Here is a 16195-nt window from a genome sequence, read left to right as displayed (position 1 = left end):
AAATATACATTAAATATTTAAATATTAAATGATATAATTAATATATATATAGAAATAATTACAAAAGAGGGAGGTTTCGATATTATGCTAAGCTTTGATTTAGAAACTGATAATAATGCTAAAATAAAAGTATTTGGCGTTGGTGGCGGTGGAAACAACGCTGTTAATAGAATGATCGAAGAAAAAATAAAAGGAATTGAATTTATATCAATTAATACAGATAGACAAGCATTAATTACATCGAAAGCAGAAAATCAAATTCAAATAGGAGAAAAACTTACAAGAGGGTTAGGTGCAGGTGCAGACCCAGAAGTAGGGAGAAAAGCAGCTGAAGAAAGTAAGGAACAAATAGAACAACTATTACAAGATACTGACATGGTATTTGTTACTGCCGGAATGGGTGGTGGAACAGGTACAGGGGCAGCTCCAGTAGTTGCACAACTTGCAAAACAAAAAGGTATCTTAACTGTAGGTGTTGTTACTAAACCTTTTGGATTTGAGGGTAAAGTAAGAATGAAAAATGCAGAAGCTGGGATTGAAGAATTAAAAGCTAATGTAGATACATTAATAACTATACCAAATGACAGATTACTAGAAGTAGTTCAAAAAAATACATCTATAGTAGAAGCATTCTCTATAGCTGATAATGTATTAAAACAAGGTATACAATCTATATCTGACTTAATAAAAGTTCCTGGACTTATAAACTTAGACTTTGCAGACGTTACATCTATAATGAAAGATAAAGGTCTAGCTCATATGGGTATAGGTAATGCTAGCGGTGAAAATAGAGCTATAGAAGCTGCTAAAGAAGCAATACAATCGCCATTATTAGAAACTTCTATAAGAGGTGCTAAAGGCGTATTACTTAACGTAACAGGAGGACCAAGCTTATCATTATTCGAAGCAAATGCTGCATCTAACTTAATAACAGAATCATGTGATCCAGATGCAAACATAATCTTCGGGGCGTCTATAAGAGAAGACTTAGAAGATGAAATAATGATAACTGTAATAGCTACTGGCTTTAATGAAGCTCCTCAAGGTGGATATGTTGAACCAACTCCAATCAAAAAAACTGAAATACCACCAGTTGCTAAACCAGAACCAAGACCTGTGATTCATCACAATGAACCAGTTCAAGAGCCTGAACCAGTAATCGAACCAAAAATAGAAAAAAGACCAGAACCAGTTAGAAATAACGACTGGGATGATGAAATGGAAATACCAACTTTCTTAAGAAATAAAAGAAGATAGTTAATAATAGATAAAAAAACTTTCAATAATATTGAAGGTTTTTTTATTTTTTTGCATATTTTTAGAAAAAGTATTTTGAATTCGACTGTTAGAAATGACAAATTATTTAAATGAAGTATTCTATAATATATTTAAGAAAAAGTTTAAAAACATTCATAGATTTTAGTACATTGTGTGATTAAGTAAGAAAGAGGAGAAGATATAATGTATTTAGATTATTATATTCTAGAAAACTTACTGATTAACTATATTATAATAAATTGTACTACATATATTACAAAAATATACACAAAAAAATTTAAGCAAATATGTGGAGCTATAATAGGTACTATCTACAGTGTTATGTATATCTATAAAGACTTAGAAATCTTTTTTACCCTACCTTCTAAATTTATATTTTTTATAGTAATCGTTTTAATATCTTTCAATGTAACTAATAAAAAAGATTTTTTTAAGATACTTTTCAATTTTTATCTAGTAAATATATTTATATCCGGAAGCACTTATTTTGTTATTTATTTTACAGGTATTAGTCATATGACTATATCTTTTTTTATAATATGTTCTTATATTAGTTGTAAATTATTGAAAAAAATAGTTAATGATTTTAGATTGCTAAAGCATATAGATGATATAACTAAAAAGATAAGAATAAAAATATTAGATAAGAATATAGAATGTATAGCATTATTAGATAGTGGAAACCTTCTACAGGATCCTATTAGTAAAAGTGATGTTGTAATAATCAAGGCAAGTCTTTTAGAAAATTTTTTACCAGAAAATTATAATTTCGAAAAAATGGATATGTCAGATATCCAGAGTTTAACAGAGTGTTTAGAACCAAATCTTTCGTCGAGAGTTAGAATAATACCTTATAAACATGTAGGTGACAACAATGCCGGAATGATTTTGGGGATAAAAGCAGATTATCTAGACGTAGATAATAAAAAAATAAGTAATATTATTCTCGGCATATCCAATTTTGAAGATGAAGGATATAGTGCAATTTTGAATCCGAGAATATTATATTAAAAAGGAGGACTTTTAATTGATATTACAAGTAAAGAAACTAAAAAGATTATTGTTTATGAAGTTAATTAAATTAGGCAATAAGCTAAAACTAATAAAACCTGATAGTTGTTATTATATGGGAGGTGTAAATGTACTTCCACCACCACTAACACTTGAGGAGGAAAAGGAACTATTACAAAAATTAGAGTACGATGACAATATAAAGACGATTTTAATAGAGAGAAACCTTAGATTAGTCGTTTATATATCGCGTAAATTTGAAAATACGGGGATAGATATGGAAGATTTAATTTCTATAGGTACAATAGGGCTTATAAAAGCAGTAAATACATTTAATTTAGATAAAAATATAAAACTAGCTACATACGCATCTAGATGTATAGAAAATGAAATATTGATGTGTCTTAGAAAAAATAATAAGAAAAAATCAGAAGTATCTTTTGATGAACCGCTAAATGTGGATTTAGATGGAAATGAACTTTTATTATCAGATGTATTGGGAACTGATAATGATGAAATTTATAAAATAATTGAAGAAGAAATAGATAAGAATTTATTATTTATGGCACTAGATAAATTATCCGATAGAGAAAAGCAAATTATGGAATTAAGATTTGGTTTGAGCACAAAAGGAAAAGAAAAAACTCAAAAAGAAGTCGCTAACATACTTGGAATATCTCAATCCTACATTTCGAGATTGGAAAAAAAAATAATTTCCAGATTAAAAAAAGAAATGAAAAAATTTGTTTAATAGATAAATAAGTCCTTATTAAAAGTATAAAAATATATGATGTGTAAATAATTTCATATATAGAATCTTTTAAGAGAGGACTGAAATTTATGATTATAAATAAGGTTGAAATTTGTGGTGTAAATACATCCGAACTTCCTGTACTAAAGGCTGATCAAATGAGAGACCTATTAGTAAAAATTAAACAAGGAGATGAGGACGCAAGACAGAAGTTTGTAAAGGGCAACTTGAGATTAGTTCTAAGTGTTATCCAAAAATTTAATAATAGAGGAGAGAATGTAGACGACTTATTTCAAATAGGATGTGTTGGACTTATAAAAGCTATTGATAATTTTGATTTAAGTCAAAATGTAAGGTTTTCTACTTATGCTGTACCTATGATTATAGGCGAAATAAGAAGGTACCTTAGAGATAACAACCCAATTAGGGTCTCACGTTCATTAAAAGATATAGCTTATAAAGCATTACAAGTAAGAGAAAAATTAATCAGAACGAATTCAAAGGAACCTACAATATCAGAAATAGCAAAAGAACTAGACATGGAGGTGGAATCTGTAGTTATGGCTCTTGATGCAATACAAGACCCAATATCATTATTTGACCCTGTATATCAAGATAATGGTGATGCAATATTTGTAATGGATCAAGTCCAAGACAAAAAGGATACAGATGAAAACTGGCTAGAAGAAATAGCTCTAAAAGAAGCTATAAAAAAATTGAGTTCAAGGGAAAAATTAGTCCTTGATTTAAGATTTTATAAAGGAAGAACTCAAATCGAAGTAGCCGATGAAATTGGTATTTCTCAGGCTCAAGTTTCTAGAATAGAAAAAAATGCCCTAAAAAATATGAGAAAATACATCTAAAAACAAAATACTAAAAATTAAAGCTGTCGTAATAGTAATTTAATTGTTTACTTTGCGACAGTTTTATTGTATATATCACTAAAATATTTGATTATTTTTTAATAATGTGTAAAATAAAACTAATAGGAAAATAATTATAAAGATTATAGATGATATCATGGTGAATTTTTTTTACTTATAAATAATAAACTTATATAAGACAATCCTTATTTAAAAATTTTTGTGAGGATTTCAATATTAAATATATAGGAGGTAAGATTCACTATGATGAGAATATCAGATATTATGGAAAAAGAAATAATCAATGTGAAAAATGGTAAAAAACTAGGTTTTATCACAGATATAGATCTAGATGTCGAAAATGGCAAAGTATCATCTTTTTCAATAACAGGGTCTTCAGGTAACTTTTTTTCAAGAGGAGCTGAAATCGACACTGTATTTTGGAGGGATATTTTGAGAATAGGTTGCGATACTATTATTGTAAGTATAGGATCAAATTTTGATAAAAATCAAATAGATATCTAAATTCTAAATCTTAACTAACTAAGGAGGAAAACAATGCAATGCCCATATTGTAACTACAAGGAATCTAAAGTAGTTGATTCGAGACATACAGATAGCAAGTCTATTAGGAGAAGAAGAGAATGTGAATCTTGTAAAAAAAGATTTACTACTTATGAGATTATAGAGACAACACCTGTAATGGTCGTTAAAAAAGATAACAGTAGAGAACTATTTAATAGGGAAAAGATAAAAAGAGGTATAATAAAATCTTGTGAAAAAAGACCTGTTTCAATAGAACAAATAGAAAGCATAATTTCTTATGTAGAAAATGAAATAAATAAAAATTATATAAGCGAAATAAATACTGATAAAATCGGTGAAATGGTAATGGATAAATTAAAAGATATAGATGAAGTATCATACGTTAGATTTGCATCTGTATACAGACAATTTAAAGATATAAATACTTTTGTAAGTGAATTAAAAAATATTTTAATGGAAAAGGGAGATTAATATGACACAAACTATAATAGATAAAAAAGATTACTTAACTATAAATAAAGAAGGATTAGAATTTGTAGATATAGCTATTACAACTACTAATATAGATGCAAAAAATTTAGATGATGTAAATAATGCATTTAAAGATGTATTTACTTTAAAAAATTTAAGTAAAAATAAACAAATACATTCAAACATAGTAAATAAAGTCGATAAAGATAATATAGGACAAATAATAGATGGAGACGCCATAATTACAAACGAGAAAAACGTTCCACTTCTAATATTAACAGCTGACTGTGTACCAGTAGTTTTAGCTGATAAGGTAAATAAGGCTGTTGGGCTTGTTCATGCAGGTTGGAGAGGAACATACGGCAAAATTTGTTCAGAAACACTTCAATCTATGAAAGAAAATTATAATACAAATCCAGAAGATGTAGTTGCAATTATAGGACCATCTATTGGAAAATGTTGCTATGAAGTATCTTATGACTTAGTAGAAAAATTCAGTGCACTTCTTCCAAATGCAGATGAAAAAATATATGAAATAAGAGATGAGAAGTATTATCTTGATTTATGGGAAATAAATACCCAAATATTAAAAGAATTTGGAGTACTAAAGTCGAATATAATAAATATGAATATCTGCACAAGTTGTAATTGTGATAGATTTTTCTCGTATAGAAAGCATGATAAAACGCCAAAGAGAATAGGAACCTTCATTGAGATAAAGTAAGGGGGTATTGTTATGGAGGAGAAAATATTAGTTATAGATGATGAAATGCACATAGTAGAGCTTTTAAAATTTAATTTAGAGGTAAACGGATATGTGGTTGACTACTCATTAGATGGTTTTGACGGATATCATAAGGCAAAAGAATTTAAGCCAAATCTAATACTTTTAGACTGGATGTTACCTAATATAAGTGGTATGGATGTATTAAAAAAAATAAGAAATGATGAAGAACTAAAAGATATACCTGTTATTATGCTTACAGCCAAGAATATGGAAAGAGACAAAGTTAAAGGGCTAGAAGAGGGAGCTGACGACTATATAACAAAGCCTTTCGGAATAAAAGAACTTTTAGCTAGAATAAATTCGGTTCTTAGAAGATATAATAAAACTGCAAATAAAGTAGAAGATATATTAAGTGTTAAAGATATAAAAATGGACTTAATAAAGCATGAAGTAACTAAAAAAGATAAGAAAATCGATTTGACTATTAAGGAATTTGATTTACTTAAATTACTCCTTCAAAATAAAGGAAAAGTACTTTCACGTAACTTTTTATTAGATAAAGTCTGGGGATATGAATATTTTGGAGAAACAAGAACTGTTGATGTACATATTAGATACTTACGAAAAAAAATTGAAACAGACGAAGAGAAATATATAGAAACTATTAGAGGAATAGGATATAAAATTAGTTAAAAGTTGAGGTAATACTTATGAATTCAAACTTACAGCAAGTAAATGGTGTATATTTTTTTATAATGCTTATTACATCAGCTTTAGCTATATTACTTATAAGATATACGGTAACACTGAGAAGATATCTAAAAGAATTTACTAGAGTTTCTAAAAAAGTAAGTAATAAAGAATTCCATACGAGATTTAATACATATGTAAAAGGTGAGCTAGGAGAACTATCTAAAAATTTTAATTATATGATTCAAATAATGGATAGTACAATTGAAGAAGTTGAATATAAGCACCTACAACTGACTTCCATTGTAAAAAGCATATCTCATGGTATTTTAGCAATAGACATAAAGGGAAATATTTTGCTTATAAATGATATAGCTAAAGAAATGCTAAAATGTGATTTGAAAACTAATGTAGAGGGATCAAATTTTAAATTTATCGTAAAAGATAAAAAAATACTTGAGATATTTCATAAATATGTAGGAAGTACTCAAAATGAAGTAATAGAATTAGATTTAAGAGATAACCTAGTATATAGGATAAAAATAGACCCAGTATATCTGCAGGATTCAAAACATGCGATAATAGGCTCTATTATAAATATTGAAGATATAACAGACCTTGTAAAATTAGAAAATATGAGACGAGATTTTGTAGCTAATGTAAGTCATGAACTAAAAACACCGCTAACATCAATAACTGGTTTTGTAGAAACTTTAAAAATAAATGATGAAATAGACAAAGCTACAAGAAATCATTTTTTAGATATAATCGAAAAAGAATCAAACAGATTAAAAGGTCTTATTGAAGATATATTAATGCTTTCTTCAATTGAAAATGGTCAAGATTTATCATACGAACAAGTTAAATTATTTGATATATTTAAAGAAGTATGTGAAATTACACAATATATTGCTTCATCAAAAAACATAGAAGTATCATATGATTTTGAAGATGAAGAAGTACATATATTAGGAATAAGGGACAATATAAAACAAATCTTTTTAAATCTAGTAGACAATGGAATAAAATATACACCTGAAAATGGACGAATACAAGTTATTCAATATTATGATAAAGATAAACAAAATATAATTTTAGAATTTAAAGATAATGGAATAGGAATACCTAAAGAATCTCTAAATAGAATATTTGAACGATTTTATAGGGTTGATAAGGCTAGAAGTAGAGATATAGGGGGGACAGGATTAGGTCTTGCGATTACTAAGCATATGGTAAAATCCTTAGGAGGAAATATAGAAGTTAATAGTATTTTAGGAGTTGGAAGTGATTTTATAGTCACAATTCCGCAAAATACAGAATAGAAATTAAATATCTGAAAAACGAAATCTTATGTAAATAAATCTATCAATATAGAAAGTTTACATAAGATTTTTTCTTTTGTACAAAATAAATTTATAACGTTTATACAATAAAATTTATTTTGTAAAGGAGTGTATTTTATGAAGGAAAGCGTATTAGACGAAGCTCTGTTTAGACATTCATTTTTAGTATCAGTCTTACTCGGAACGCTATGCAGATTTTTAGTTCTTAGAATAAAAGATAAACAATATCCAACAAGACCCCAAGATTATATAGAACAAATTATAATGGCAGGGCTTACATCAGCATTAGGAGGAATTGCTCTACCAGCCCTTATGGACAAAGAGTTCTCAGCATTGACTTTTTTAGCAGTAGGTATCCAACAATTCCAAGGATTATCTAAGCAAGAAAAGATAACTCTAAACAATATCGATGAAGATGAATTAGTTAAAAAGGGTGCAACCTATATAGACGAAATAGCATCTACTTATGAAGTAAGAAGCTATGTGAGTTTATTTGCAGGTCTTGGCTCATCAATAGCTTATGTCATCATTGCAAAGCGATTTGGCGAAAATATAATAATATGCACAGTAGCAGCTATAGTTGTAGCCGCGATAGTCGGTTTAATATTTAGAAGAATATTGAGAAGAAACAGTATCAATGATATAGCCGATATAAAAGAAGCAAAAATTTATTTTGATGGACCTATAATGAAAGTCAATGATGTAGTTATTACAAATATAGGTCTAAAAGCGACGAGAGAAAAGTTTTTGAAAGACGGAATAGCAATTGAAGTTGTGCCAAAAGACGAAAAAGATTTTGGCGTTATAAATGATTTGGGTCAAAGAGATGCAATTATATACAATATATTTATTCATACAGGTGTAGATAAAGATGTAGATGAACACGATATAGTTTCAACCTCAAAAGTAGATTTAAAAACAAAAAGTGTGTTGATTGTTTTTATGCCGATTCTAAACGATATGGAACTTATAAAACAAGTTGCCGGAAGTACGCCAATCCTAGAAGCGGCAAAAGGAAAACAAAGTAATTACCAATGTTTAATAAAATAATAAGTTTGAGAGGTATAAAATGGACAAAATTTTTTTAATCGGAATAGTAATAGGAATATTAACTAGATTAATTATGCTTAATTTAGAACAAAAACAATATCCAACACAACCAAATGTTTTAATTTCACAATTAGTTTTAGCTTTTATTGCATCTGCACTAGGTGCATTATTAGTTCCTGCATTAATCGAAAGATCATATACATCAATTACATTTTTATCTTTAGCAGCAGAACAATTTAGACAAGTAAGAGAAAATAGAAGAGATACACTGACAGAATTAGAAGCAAAACAACTTGTGCAAAGAGGAAATGCATTTATAGAAGAAATTGCAAAGACGTATGAAATTAGAAACTATATGTGTATAATATCTTCATTTTTCACAGTTGGTTGCTACTATTTAATTACATCAGAATTCAAATTAGGTCAAAATATAAGCTTACTTATAAGTACTATATTAGGTATAGTACTAGCATTTATTTTAAAAAAGCTTATAAAAAGGGATTCTATTGGAGATATCGCAGATGTAAAGATTGTAGATATATCATTTGAAGATAACAGTATACTCAAAGTTGGCTCACTAAGTGGAATAACAAACGTAGGGTTAAAGTCAGAACGAGAAAAATTTTTAAAATATGGAGTTGGAATAGAAATACTTCCAAAAGACAATAATTATATAAATGCTTCAATAATACAAGACCCAGGCCAAAGACAGACAATAGCATATAATTTATACAGCAGATTGGGGCTTTATAGACAAAAAAACGAGCCAGTTTTTACTCCTATACCAAGACGAAATCCTAAAAACGAAAGTCTAGTAATAGCGTATTTACCTATAGAAAAAAACATTGAGGCAGTTATACAAGCAGTTAAATCAACACCTATAGTATCAAGTGCTAGAGGTAAAAATATAGCCTTAAAAAATTATGTAATAGGAAGAAAGGAAGGTAAGTAATATGTCAGATATGTCTATAAATGATTTTACATTAGCTATAATAACAACGAATAAAAATATGACATCTGGAGGAGGTTGTCCGATATTTTATGCAGATAATGACGATGACATGCAAAATAAAGCTATGTTGATGGCTAAGTGTGTTGATGGTGTTGTTCATGAAATCGCAAAAGAAACCCTAATAATAGTTAAACACTAAAATTAATGTATATAAATTTATATATTTGACTAACTTAAAATTATACGATATTATAAGATGATGTATTTTTAGAGAAGGGTGAAAGATTTATGGAAGTCAACGTAAAAAATAGCAACAACATCATAAGTAAAGTTTATAAAGGTTCTATTGCTGAAGAAATAGGAATAGAAGTAGGAGACTTATTAATAGCTGTTAATGACGAAGAAATTCACGATATTATAGAATATAAATTTTTAATAAGTGATGAGTATATAGAATTAGAAATACAAAAAAGAGATGGCGAAGTCTATATATATGAAATCGAAAAGGATTTTGATGAAGAATTAGGTATCGAATTTGTAAATCCTATAATCGATAAAGCAAAAAGCTGTAGAAATAAATGCGTTTTCTGCTTTATAGACCAACTTCCAAAAGGTATGAGAGAAACTCTTTATTTCAAAGATGACGATTCAAGACTTTCTTTCTTACAAGGAAATTTTGTCACTTTAACAAATATGAGCGAAGAGGATATAGACAACATAATAAAATACAGAATAAGTCCTATAAATATATCAGTTCATACAACAAATCCAGAGCTTAGAAGAAAAATGATAACAAATAAGCACGCTGGAAAATTAATCGATACTATGAGGCGATTAGCTGATGCACATATCGAGATGAACTGTCAAATAGTATTATGTCCTGGATATAATGACAAAGAAGAATTAGATAGAACTTTAAGTGATTTATCAAACCTTTATCCTTATGTAAATAGTGTAGCTATAGTACCTGTAGGTATTACTAAATACAGAGATAATTTAGCAAAACTAGAAATTTTCGAATATGAAAGTGCAAATGAAACAATCGACCAAGTACATGCTCTACAAGAGAAGTATTTAAAAGAATTAAATACAAGATTTGCTTTCTTATCAGATGAGTTTTATATAATAGCAAAAAGACCACTATTAGATTATGATGAATACGAAGGATTTTTACAATTTGAAGATGGAGTAGGGATGATTCGTAAACAAGGAACTGAAACAATAAACTACTTAAAAACTTTAGATGCAGATGATAGCATAGAAAAGACTGTTTCTATAGCAACAGGAAGTTCAGCATATGAATTTATCCTTGATATGGCAAATAAAGTTATGGAAAAATTCAAAAATGTAAAAATAAACGTATATAAGATAAGAAATGATTATTTCGGTCATACAATAACTGTATCAGGTCTTATAACTGCTACTGATATAATCAATCAATTAAAAGATAAAGATTTAGGTAGTGCTTTATATATAACTAGATCAATGTTAAAAAGCGATGAAGAAGTATTTTTAGATGATATAACATTAGAAGAATTAACAGAAAAATTAAATGTTCAAGTAATAACTTGTCAAAATGAAGGAAAAGATTTTGTAGAAAAAATCATAAACTAGAAGGGAGATTAAAATGAGCGATAATAGACCAATTGTAGCAGTGGTTGGTAGACCAAATGTAGGAAAATCAACACTGTTCAATAAATTAGCAGGAAAGAGAATATCAATAGTAGAAGATACACCAGGTGTAACAAGAGATAGAATATTTGCAGAAGTAGAATGGTTAAACAAATACTTCACATTAATAGATACAGGTGGTATCGAAAAAGATAACGGAGATGTAATATTATCTCAAATGAGAAACCAAGCGATGTTAGCAGTAGACATGGCACACATCATAATTTTTGTTGTAGATGGAAAAGCTGGTATTACAGCAGCTGACAAAGAAGTAGCTCAAATACTTAGAAAAACAAATAAACCAGTTTTATTAGCTGTAAACAAAATAGACAGTATAAACCAAATGGACAATATATATGACTTCTATGAATTAGGTCTAGGAAATCCATATGCAATATCAAGTGCAAATAGTATGGGTCTTGGAGACTTATTAGATGAAGTTGTAGAGCAATTCCCTAAAGGATTAAACACTGAGTATGACGAAGATATAATTAGGGTAGCAATAACAGGTAAACCAAATGCAGGAAAAAGTTCTATCTTAAATAATATTTTAGGAGAAAACAGAGTTATAGTAAGTCCAATTGCAGGTACTACAAGAGATGCTATAGATACATACTTTGAAAAAGACGGACAACAATATTTATTAATAGATACAGCAGGTATAAGAAGAAAAAGTAAAGTATATGAAAGAGTTGAAAAATTCAGTGTCATAAGATCTATGACTGCTGTAGAAAGAGCTGACGTTGTTTTAATAGTTATAGACGCAACTGAAGGTGTTACAGAACAAGATACTAAAGTTGCTGGTATAGCTCACGACGAAGGTAAAGGATGCATATTCATCGTAAATAAATGGGACCTAATTGAAAAAGACAACAAAACATTAGGAAACTACACAAAAGAAATAAGAGAGAAATTCCCGTTCATGATGTATGCACCAGTATTATTCGTATCTGCTCTTACTAACCAAAGAATGAATAAAATACTAGAAACAGTAAACTATGTAGCTAGTGAACATGCTAAACGTGTTAGTACATCAGCATTAAATGATGTTATAGGTGAAGCAGTTATGCTTAATCAACCACCATCAGACAAAGGTAAAAGACTTAAAATTTATTATGGTTCTCAAACAGGAACTAAGCCACCTAAATTTACATTATTTATAAATGATAAACAGCTTACTCATTTCTCTTATCAAAGATATCTTGAAAATAAAATAAGAGAGAACTTTGGATTTGAAGGAACTTCAGTGCAATTTGAGTACAGAGAAAAGAACAGAAGAAAATAATAAAAATATGGGGGGCCAGAGATGTTAGTTTATTTAATTATTATAGTAGTTGCTTATCTTTTAGGTAATATATCAACATCATATATTATTGGCAAAAAATTTGCAGGCGTAGACATAAGAACTCAAGGTTCGGGTAATGCAGGATCAACTAACGTACTTAGAACTATGGGTAAAAAAGCAGGAGCCATGACTTTTGGTGGCGATGTTTTAAAAGGTGCGATTGCAGTTGGATTTGCTAGGGTATTAGCCCATTACATGAAAGCAGATGAGGCAACTTGCGCTTATATAGCTGTAGTAGCCGTTGTAATAGGACATAATTGGCCAGCATTTTTAGGTTTTAAAGGCGGTAAAGGAGTAGCAACTTCTTTAGGTGCGATGTTAGCTATAAATCCTATTGTAGCTCTTACATGTTTAGCAGCATTTATAATAATAGTATTAGTTAGCAAATATGTTTCTTTAGGTTCTGTTTTAAGTATATGTTTGTCTCCTGTGTTGATGCTTATAAACCACAATACAAAAGGTATATGGGTAACATTATTTTTATCAGCATCAGTTATATATACTCATAGAGCAAATATAAAACGTCTTATAAATGGAACAGAAAGAAAACTTGGTGAAAAAAAATAATAAACTAGGTGGTGTCATTATGGAGAAGGTATGTGTAGTAGGTGTAGGAAGTTGGGGGAGCGCACTTGCCCTAGCTCTTTATAAAAATGGATATAAAGTAGATATGTGGACGAGAGATGAATCTCAAGCAAACGAAATTAATACTACAAGAGTAAATTCTAGATTCTTACCAGGTGTTATTTTCCCAAAAGAAATGAGAATATCTACTGATTTAGAAAGTGTAATAAAAGACAGTAAAATAGTAGTATTGGCAGTGCCATCACAAGCTGTAAGAAGTGTATGCAAAAAGATAAAGCCTTTTATAAAAGAAAATCAAATTATAGTTGATGTTGCAAAAGGTCTTGAAAGAGAAACAGGACTTAGATTATCTGAAGTAGTTAAATCAGAACTACCAAATAATGAATATGTTACTTTATCTGGACCATCTCATGCTGAAGAAGTTTCTAAATTTATGCCGACTACATTAGTAGCAGCATCTCCAAATTTAGAAATAGCTGAAATTGTACAAGATGCATTTATGAGTCCTGTACTTAGAGTTTACACTAATCCAGATATAATAGGGGTTGAATTAGGTGGAGCTCTAAAAAACATAATAGCATTTGGTGCTGGTATGTGTGATGGACTTGGATATGGAGATAATGCAAAAGCAGCATTAATGACTAGAGGTATTACAGAAATAGGTAGACTTGGAGTTGCTATGGGTGCACATGTAACAACTTTCACAGGACTTTCAGGTATTGGAGACTTAATCGTAACTTGTACTAGTATGCACAGTAGAAATAGAAAAGCTGGAATACTTATGGGACAAGGAAAAACACTAGAGGAAACATTAGCTGAAGTTGATATGGTTGTTGAAGGTATTGTAGCAACAGAAGTTGCTTATAAAGTTGGTAAAAAATTAAATATTGAACTACCAATAACTAATGCTATTTATTCAGTATTATACGAAGGATCAAATACTGAAGAAACTGTAAAAGCACTTATGACTAGACATAAGAAAAATGAAATGGAAGAAGTCGTTAATAACGGATTTGTACATAATTAATTTATATATAAAACCTACATGGATTTTAAGTTAAATAAAACTTAAACTCTATGTAGGTTTTATTTTTTTACATTTTATAGCACATAGGAAATTATATTCATTCACAACCACGCAATAAGATTTTTGTTATAAATTTAGAAACTGTTCAATATACTTTAATAAGAAATGTATGCAGGAGGGAATAAGAATGAACATTTATGAGGATATAGCAAAAAGAACTCAAGGTGATATATATATAGGGGTTGTTGGCCCTGTTAGAACAGGAAAATCAACATTTATAAGAAAGTTTATGGAAACGCTAGTTCTACCTAATATAGACAATGAATTCAAAAGAGATAGAACTAGAGATGAAATACCTCAAAGTGGCTCAGGCAAAACTATCATGACTGTTGAACCTAAGTTTGTACCTGCAGATGGTGTAGTTATTGAATTAAAAGACGCTGTTTCTCTAAAAGTCAGAATGGTCGACTGTGTGGGATACATAGTTGATGGGGCATTAGGACACGAAGAAAACGGCAAACAAAGATTAGTATCTACGCCATGGTCAAAAGACGCTATGACTTTTGAGGAAGCTGCAGAAATAGGCACAAAAAAGGTTATAAGAGATCACTCTACAATAGGAGTAGTAGTTATAACTGATGGAAGTGTAACTGGTATAGAAAGAGGCAACTATATCGAAGCTGAAGAAAGAGTAATAGATGAGTTAAAATCAATCCAAAAACCATTTGTAGTAGTTTTAAACAGCATGACTCCAAAAGAAGAAAAAACAGAACTTCTAAGAAAAGAATTGGAAGAAAAATATGAAGTACCTATATTGCCAGTAAATGTGGAAGAAATGAATGAATCTGATATAGAAAATATCTTAGAAACAGTATTATATGACTTCCCAGTAAATGAAATAAGAATAAATATTTCTAAATGGGTAGAAGGATTAGAAAAAAATCATTGGATAAAACAAAGTATAATAGCTACATTAAAAGAATGTATAGCTAGTTTACAAAAAATTAGAGATATTGATGATATTATAAATGGATTTAAAGAATTAGAATTTTTAGAAGGCGTAAATGTAGATAGTGTAGAACTTGGTGAAGGAGTAATAAATATTCAATTAGCTACAAAACAAGAATTGTTCTATACAGTATTAGAAGAAAAGAGTGGATTTAAGATTGAAGGGGATAGTCAATTATTGAATTTAGTTACGACTTTATCTAAAGTAAAACGAGAATACGACAAGATAGAAGTTGCATTAAATGATGCTAAAACTTTTGGATATGGAGTTGTAGCACCATCACTTAGTGAACTTAGCTTGGAAGAGCCTGAAATTATAAAACAAGGAAAACAATATGGAGTTAAGTTAAAAGCAAATGCACCATCACTTCACATTATAAAAGCAGATATATCTACAGAAGTATCTCCAATTGTAGGAAATCAAGATCAAGGTGAAGAAATGGTTAAATATCTTCTAAATGAATTTGAACAAAATCCTAGTGAATTATGGGAATCAAATATGTTTGGTAAGTCATTAAATGATTTAGTAAAAGAACAGCTACAAAGTAAGTTGTATATGATGCCAGATGAAATTAGATTTAAAATCCAAAAAACACTACAAAAAATTATAAATGAAGGCAGCAATAATATAATAACAATTATTCTTTAAATTATATTATTAATAAGAATATGTTGTTATAATTTGCTCCTTGAAAAATATATATTTTGAAATTTCCTTAGAATGTTTAAGGAAATTTTTTTTGCGTTAATACCTCTAAAGATAAGTGAAGATTAAAAACTAAAACTGGAGCAATATTTATTAATTAAAATATAGAATAAAAATAAAAAATAAGATACATATTAATTTACGTAACATATTTATTCAATATATTAAAAG

The 16195-nt window shown here is 28.9% G+C and carries 17 protein-coding genes; all 17 read left to right on the top strand.

What is annotated here, in order from left to right; all coding sequences use genetic code 11:
- Positions 1 to 84: 84 nt before the first annotated feature.
- The 17 genes from ftsZ to spoIVA all read left to right on the top strand — a co-directional run bounded on the left by ftsZ (position 85) and on the right by spoIVA (position 15967).
- A complete protein-coding gene (gene ftsZ, locus ABCM86_RS07510; RefSeq protein WP_295675552.1) occupies positions 85 to 1257 on the top strand; it encodes a cell division protein FtsZ in 1173 nt (390 codons plus the stop codon).
- A gap of 204 nt (positions 1258 to 1461) precedes the next feature.
- The gene (locus ABCM86_RS07505) at positions 1462 to 2289 is read left to right on the top strand and encodes a sigma-E processing peptidase SpoIIGA (RefSeq protein ID WP_195929779.1); all 828 of its coding nucleotides are present in this window, start codon (positions 1462 to 1464) and stop codon (positions 2287 to 2289) included.
- Between the two features lie 19 nt (positions 2290 to 2308).
- Positions 2309 to 3040: an RNA polymerase sporulation sigma factor SigE gene (sigE, locus tag ABCM86_RS07500; protein ID WP_195929787.1), complete on the top strand. Its 732-nt coding sequence runs from the start codon at positions 2309 to 2311 to the stop codon at positions 3038 to 3040.
- An 89-nt stretch (positions 3041 to 3129) separates the two neighbouring features.
- Positions 3130 to 3903: an RNA polymerase sporulation sigma factor SigG gene (gene sigG, locus ABCM86_RS07495; RefSeq protein ID WP_195929778.1), complete on the top strand. Its 774-nt coding sequence runs from the start codon at positions 3130 to 3132 to the stop codon at positions 3901 to 3903.
- A gap of 264 nt (positions 3904 to 4167) precedes the next feature.
- Entirely contained in the window at positions 4168 to 4428 is a 261-nt protein-coding gene (locus tag ABCM86_RS07490) for a YlmC/YmxH family sporulation protein (protein WP_195929777.1), read from the top strand.
- 33 nt (positions 4429 to 4461) lie between these two features.
- Positions 4462 to 4920 (top strand): transcriptional regulator NrdR, encoded by a 459-nt coding sequence (nrdR, locus tag ABCM86_RS07485; RefSeq protein ID WP_195929776.1) that lies wholly within the window; start codon positions 4462 to 4464, stop codon positions 4918 to 4920.
- A 1-nt stretch (position 4921) separates the two neighbouring features.
- A complete protein-coding gene (gene pgeF, locus ABCM86_RS07480; RefSeq protein ID WP_343003782.1) occupies positions 4922 to 5644 on the top strand; it encodes a peptidoglycan editing factor PgeF in 723 nt (240 codons plus the stop codon).
- Between the two features lie 12 nt (positions 5645 to 5656).
- A complete protein-coding gene (locus ABCM86_RS07475; RefSeq protein WP_195929774.1) occupies positions 5657 to 6340 on the top strand; it encodes a response regulator transcription factor in 684 nt (227 codons plus the stop codon).
- A 17-nt stretch (positions 6341 to 6357) separates the two neighbouring features.
- The gene (locus ABCM86_RS07470) at positions 6358 to 7659 is read left to right on the top strand and encodes a HAMP domain-containing sensor histidine kinase (protein ID WP_195929773.1); all 1302 of its coding nucleotides are present in this window, start codon (positions 6358 to 6360) and stop codon (positions 7657 to 7659) included.
- A gap of 138 nt (positions 7660 to 7797) precedes the next feature.
- Positions 7798 to 8730, top strand: coding sequence for a YIEGIA family protein (locus ABCM86_RS07465; RefSeq protein ID WP_343003781.1), 933 nt, complete (start codon positions 7798 to 7800; stop codon positions 8728 to 8730).
- A gap of 19 nt (positions 8731 to 8749) precedes the next feature.
- Entirely contained in the window at positions 8750 to 9682 is a 933-nt protein-coding gene (locus tag ABCM86_RS07460) for a YIEGIA family protein (RefSeq protein WP_343003780.1), read from the top strand.
- Between the two features lies 1 nt (position 9683).
- Positions 9684 to 9881 (top strand): hypothetical protein, encoded by a 198-nt coding sequence (locus ABCM86_RS07455; protein WP_195929770.1) that lies wholly within the window; start codon positions 9684 to 9686, stop codon positions 9879 to 9881.
- A gap of 89 nt (positions 9882 to 9970) precedes the next feature.
- On the top strand, positions 9971 to 11296 hold the full coding sequence (locus ABCM86_RS07450) for a DUF512 domain-containing protein (protein WP_195929769.1): 1326 nt from the start codon (positions 9971 to 9973) through the stop codon (positions 11294 to 11296).
- 13 nt (positions 11297 to 11309) lie between these two features.
- Complete coding sequence (gene der, locus ABCM86_RS07445; RefSeq protein ID WP_195929768.1) at positions 11310 to 12638, top strand: ribosome biogenesis GTPase Der; 1329 nt, start codon at positions 11310 to 11312, stop codon at positions 12636 to 12638.
- Positions 12639 to 12659: 21 nt separating this feature from the next.
- Positions 12660 to 13265 (top strand): glycerol-3-phosphate 1-O-acyltransferase PlsY, encoded by a 606-nt coding sequence (gene plsY / locus ABCM86_RS07440; protein ID WP_195929767.1) that lies wholly within the window; start codon positions 12660 to 12662, stop codon positions 13263 to 13265.
- 19 nt (positions 13266 to 13284) lie between these two features.
- On the top strand, positions 13285 to 14310 hold the full coding sequence (locus ABCM86_RS07435; protein WP_343003779.1) for an NAD(P)H-dependent glycerol-3-phosphate dehydrogenase: 1026 nt from the start codon (positions 13285 to 13287) through the stop codon (positions 14308 to 14310).
- A gap of 187 nt (positions 14311 to 14497) precedes the next feature.
- Entirely contained in the window at positions 14498 to 15967 is a 1470-nt protein-coding gene (gene spoIVA, locus ABCM86_RS07430; protein WP_330593088.1) for a stage IV sporulation protein A, read from the top strand.
- Positions 15968 to 16195 lie beyond the last annotated feature (228 nt).

Origin of the sequence: Clostridium sp. 2218st1_F5_2218SCRN_220325 (genome assembly GCF_039062665.1) — a bacterium.
GTDB lineage: Bacteria > Bacillota > Clostridia > Peptostreptococcales > Peptostreptococcaceae > Intestinibacter.
Note: the sequence above shows the minus strand (reverse complement) of the source record. Positions and strands in the feature narration are given on the sequence as shown.

Coding starts and splice junctions, on each gene's coding strand:
- ABCM86_RS07465 (WP_343003781.1), top strand. CDS start 7,798: ATGAAGGAAAGCGTATTAGACGAAGCTCTGTTTAGACATTCATTTTTA.
- der (WP_195929768.1), top strand. CDS start 11,310: ATGAGCGATAATAGACCAATTGTAGCAGTGGTTGGTAGACCAAATGTA.
- spoIVA (WP_330593088.1), top strand. CDS start 14,498: ATGAACATTTATGAGGATATAGCAAAAAGAACTCAAGGTGATATATAT.
- ABCM86_RS07505 (WP_195929779.1), top strand. CDS start 1,462: ATGTATTTAGATTATTATATTCTAGAAAACTTACTGATTAACTATATT.
- ABCM86_RS07460 (WP_343003780.1), top strand. CDS start 8,750: ATGGACAAAATTTTTTTAATCGGAATAGTAATAGGAATATTAACTAGA.
- nrdR (WP_195929776.1), top strand. CDS start 4,462: ATGCAATGCCCATATTGTAACTACAAGGAATCTAAAGTAGTTGATTCG.
- ABCM86_RS07470 (WP_195929773.1), top strand. CDS start 6,358: ATGAATTCAAACTTACAGCAAGTAAATGGTGTATATTTTTTTATAATG.
- ftsZ (WP_295675552.1), top strand. CDS start 85: ATGCTAAGCTTTGATTTAGAAACTGATAATAATGCTAAAATAAAAGTA.
- sigG (WP_195929778.1), top strand. CDS start 3,130: ATGATTATAAATAAGGTTGAAATTTGTGGTGTAAATACATCCGAACTT.
- plsY (WP_195929767.1), top strand. CDS start 12,660: ATGTTAGTTTATTTAATTATTATAGTAGTTGCTTATCTTTTAGGTAAT.
- ABCM86_RS07475 (WP_195929774.1), top strand. CDS start 5,657: ATGGAGGAGAAAATATTAGTTATAGATGATGAAATGCACATAGTAGAG.
- pgeF (WP_343003782.1), top strand. CDS start 4,922: ATGACACAAACTATAATAGATAAAAAAGATTACTTAACTATAAATAAA.
- ABCM86_RS07435 (WP_343003779.1), top strand. CDS start 13,285: ATGGAGAAGGTATGTGTAGTAGGTGTAGGAAGTTGGGGGAGCGCACTT.
- ABCM86_RS07490 (WP_195929777.1), top strand. CDS start 4,168: ATGATGAGAATATCAGATATTATGGAAAAAGAAATAATCAATGTGAAA.
- ABCM86_RS07450 (WP_195929769.1), top strand. CDS start 9,971: ATGGAAGTCAACGTAAAAAATAGCAACAACATCATAAGTAAAGTTTAT.
- ABCM86_RS07455 (WP_195929770.1), top strand. CDS start 9,684: ATGTCAGATATGTCTATAAATGATTTTACATTAGCTATAATAACAACG.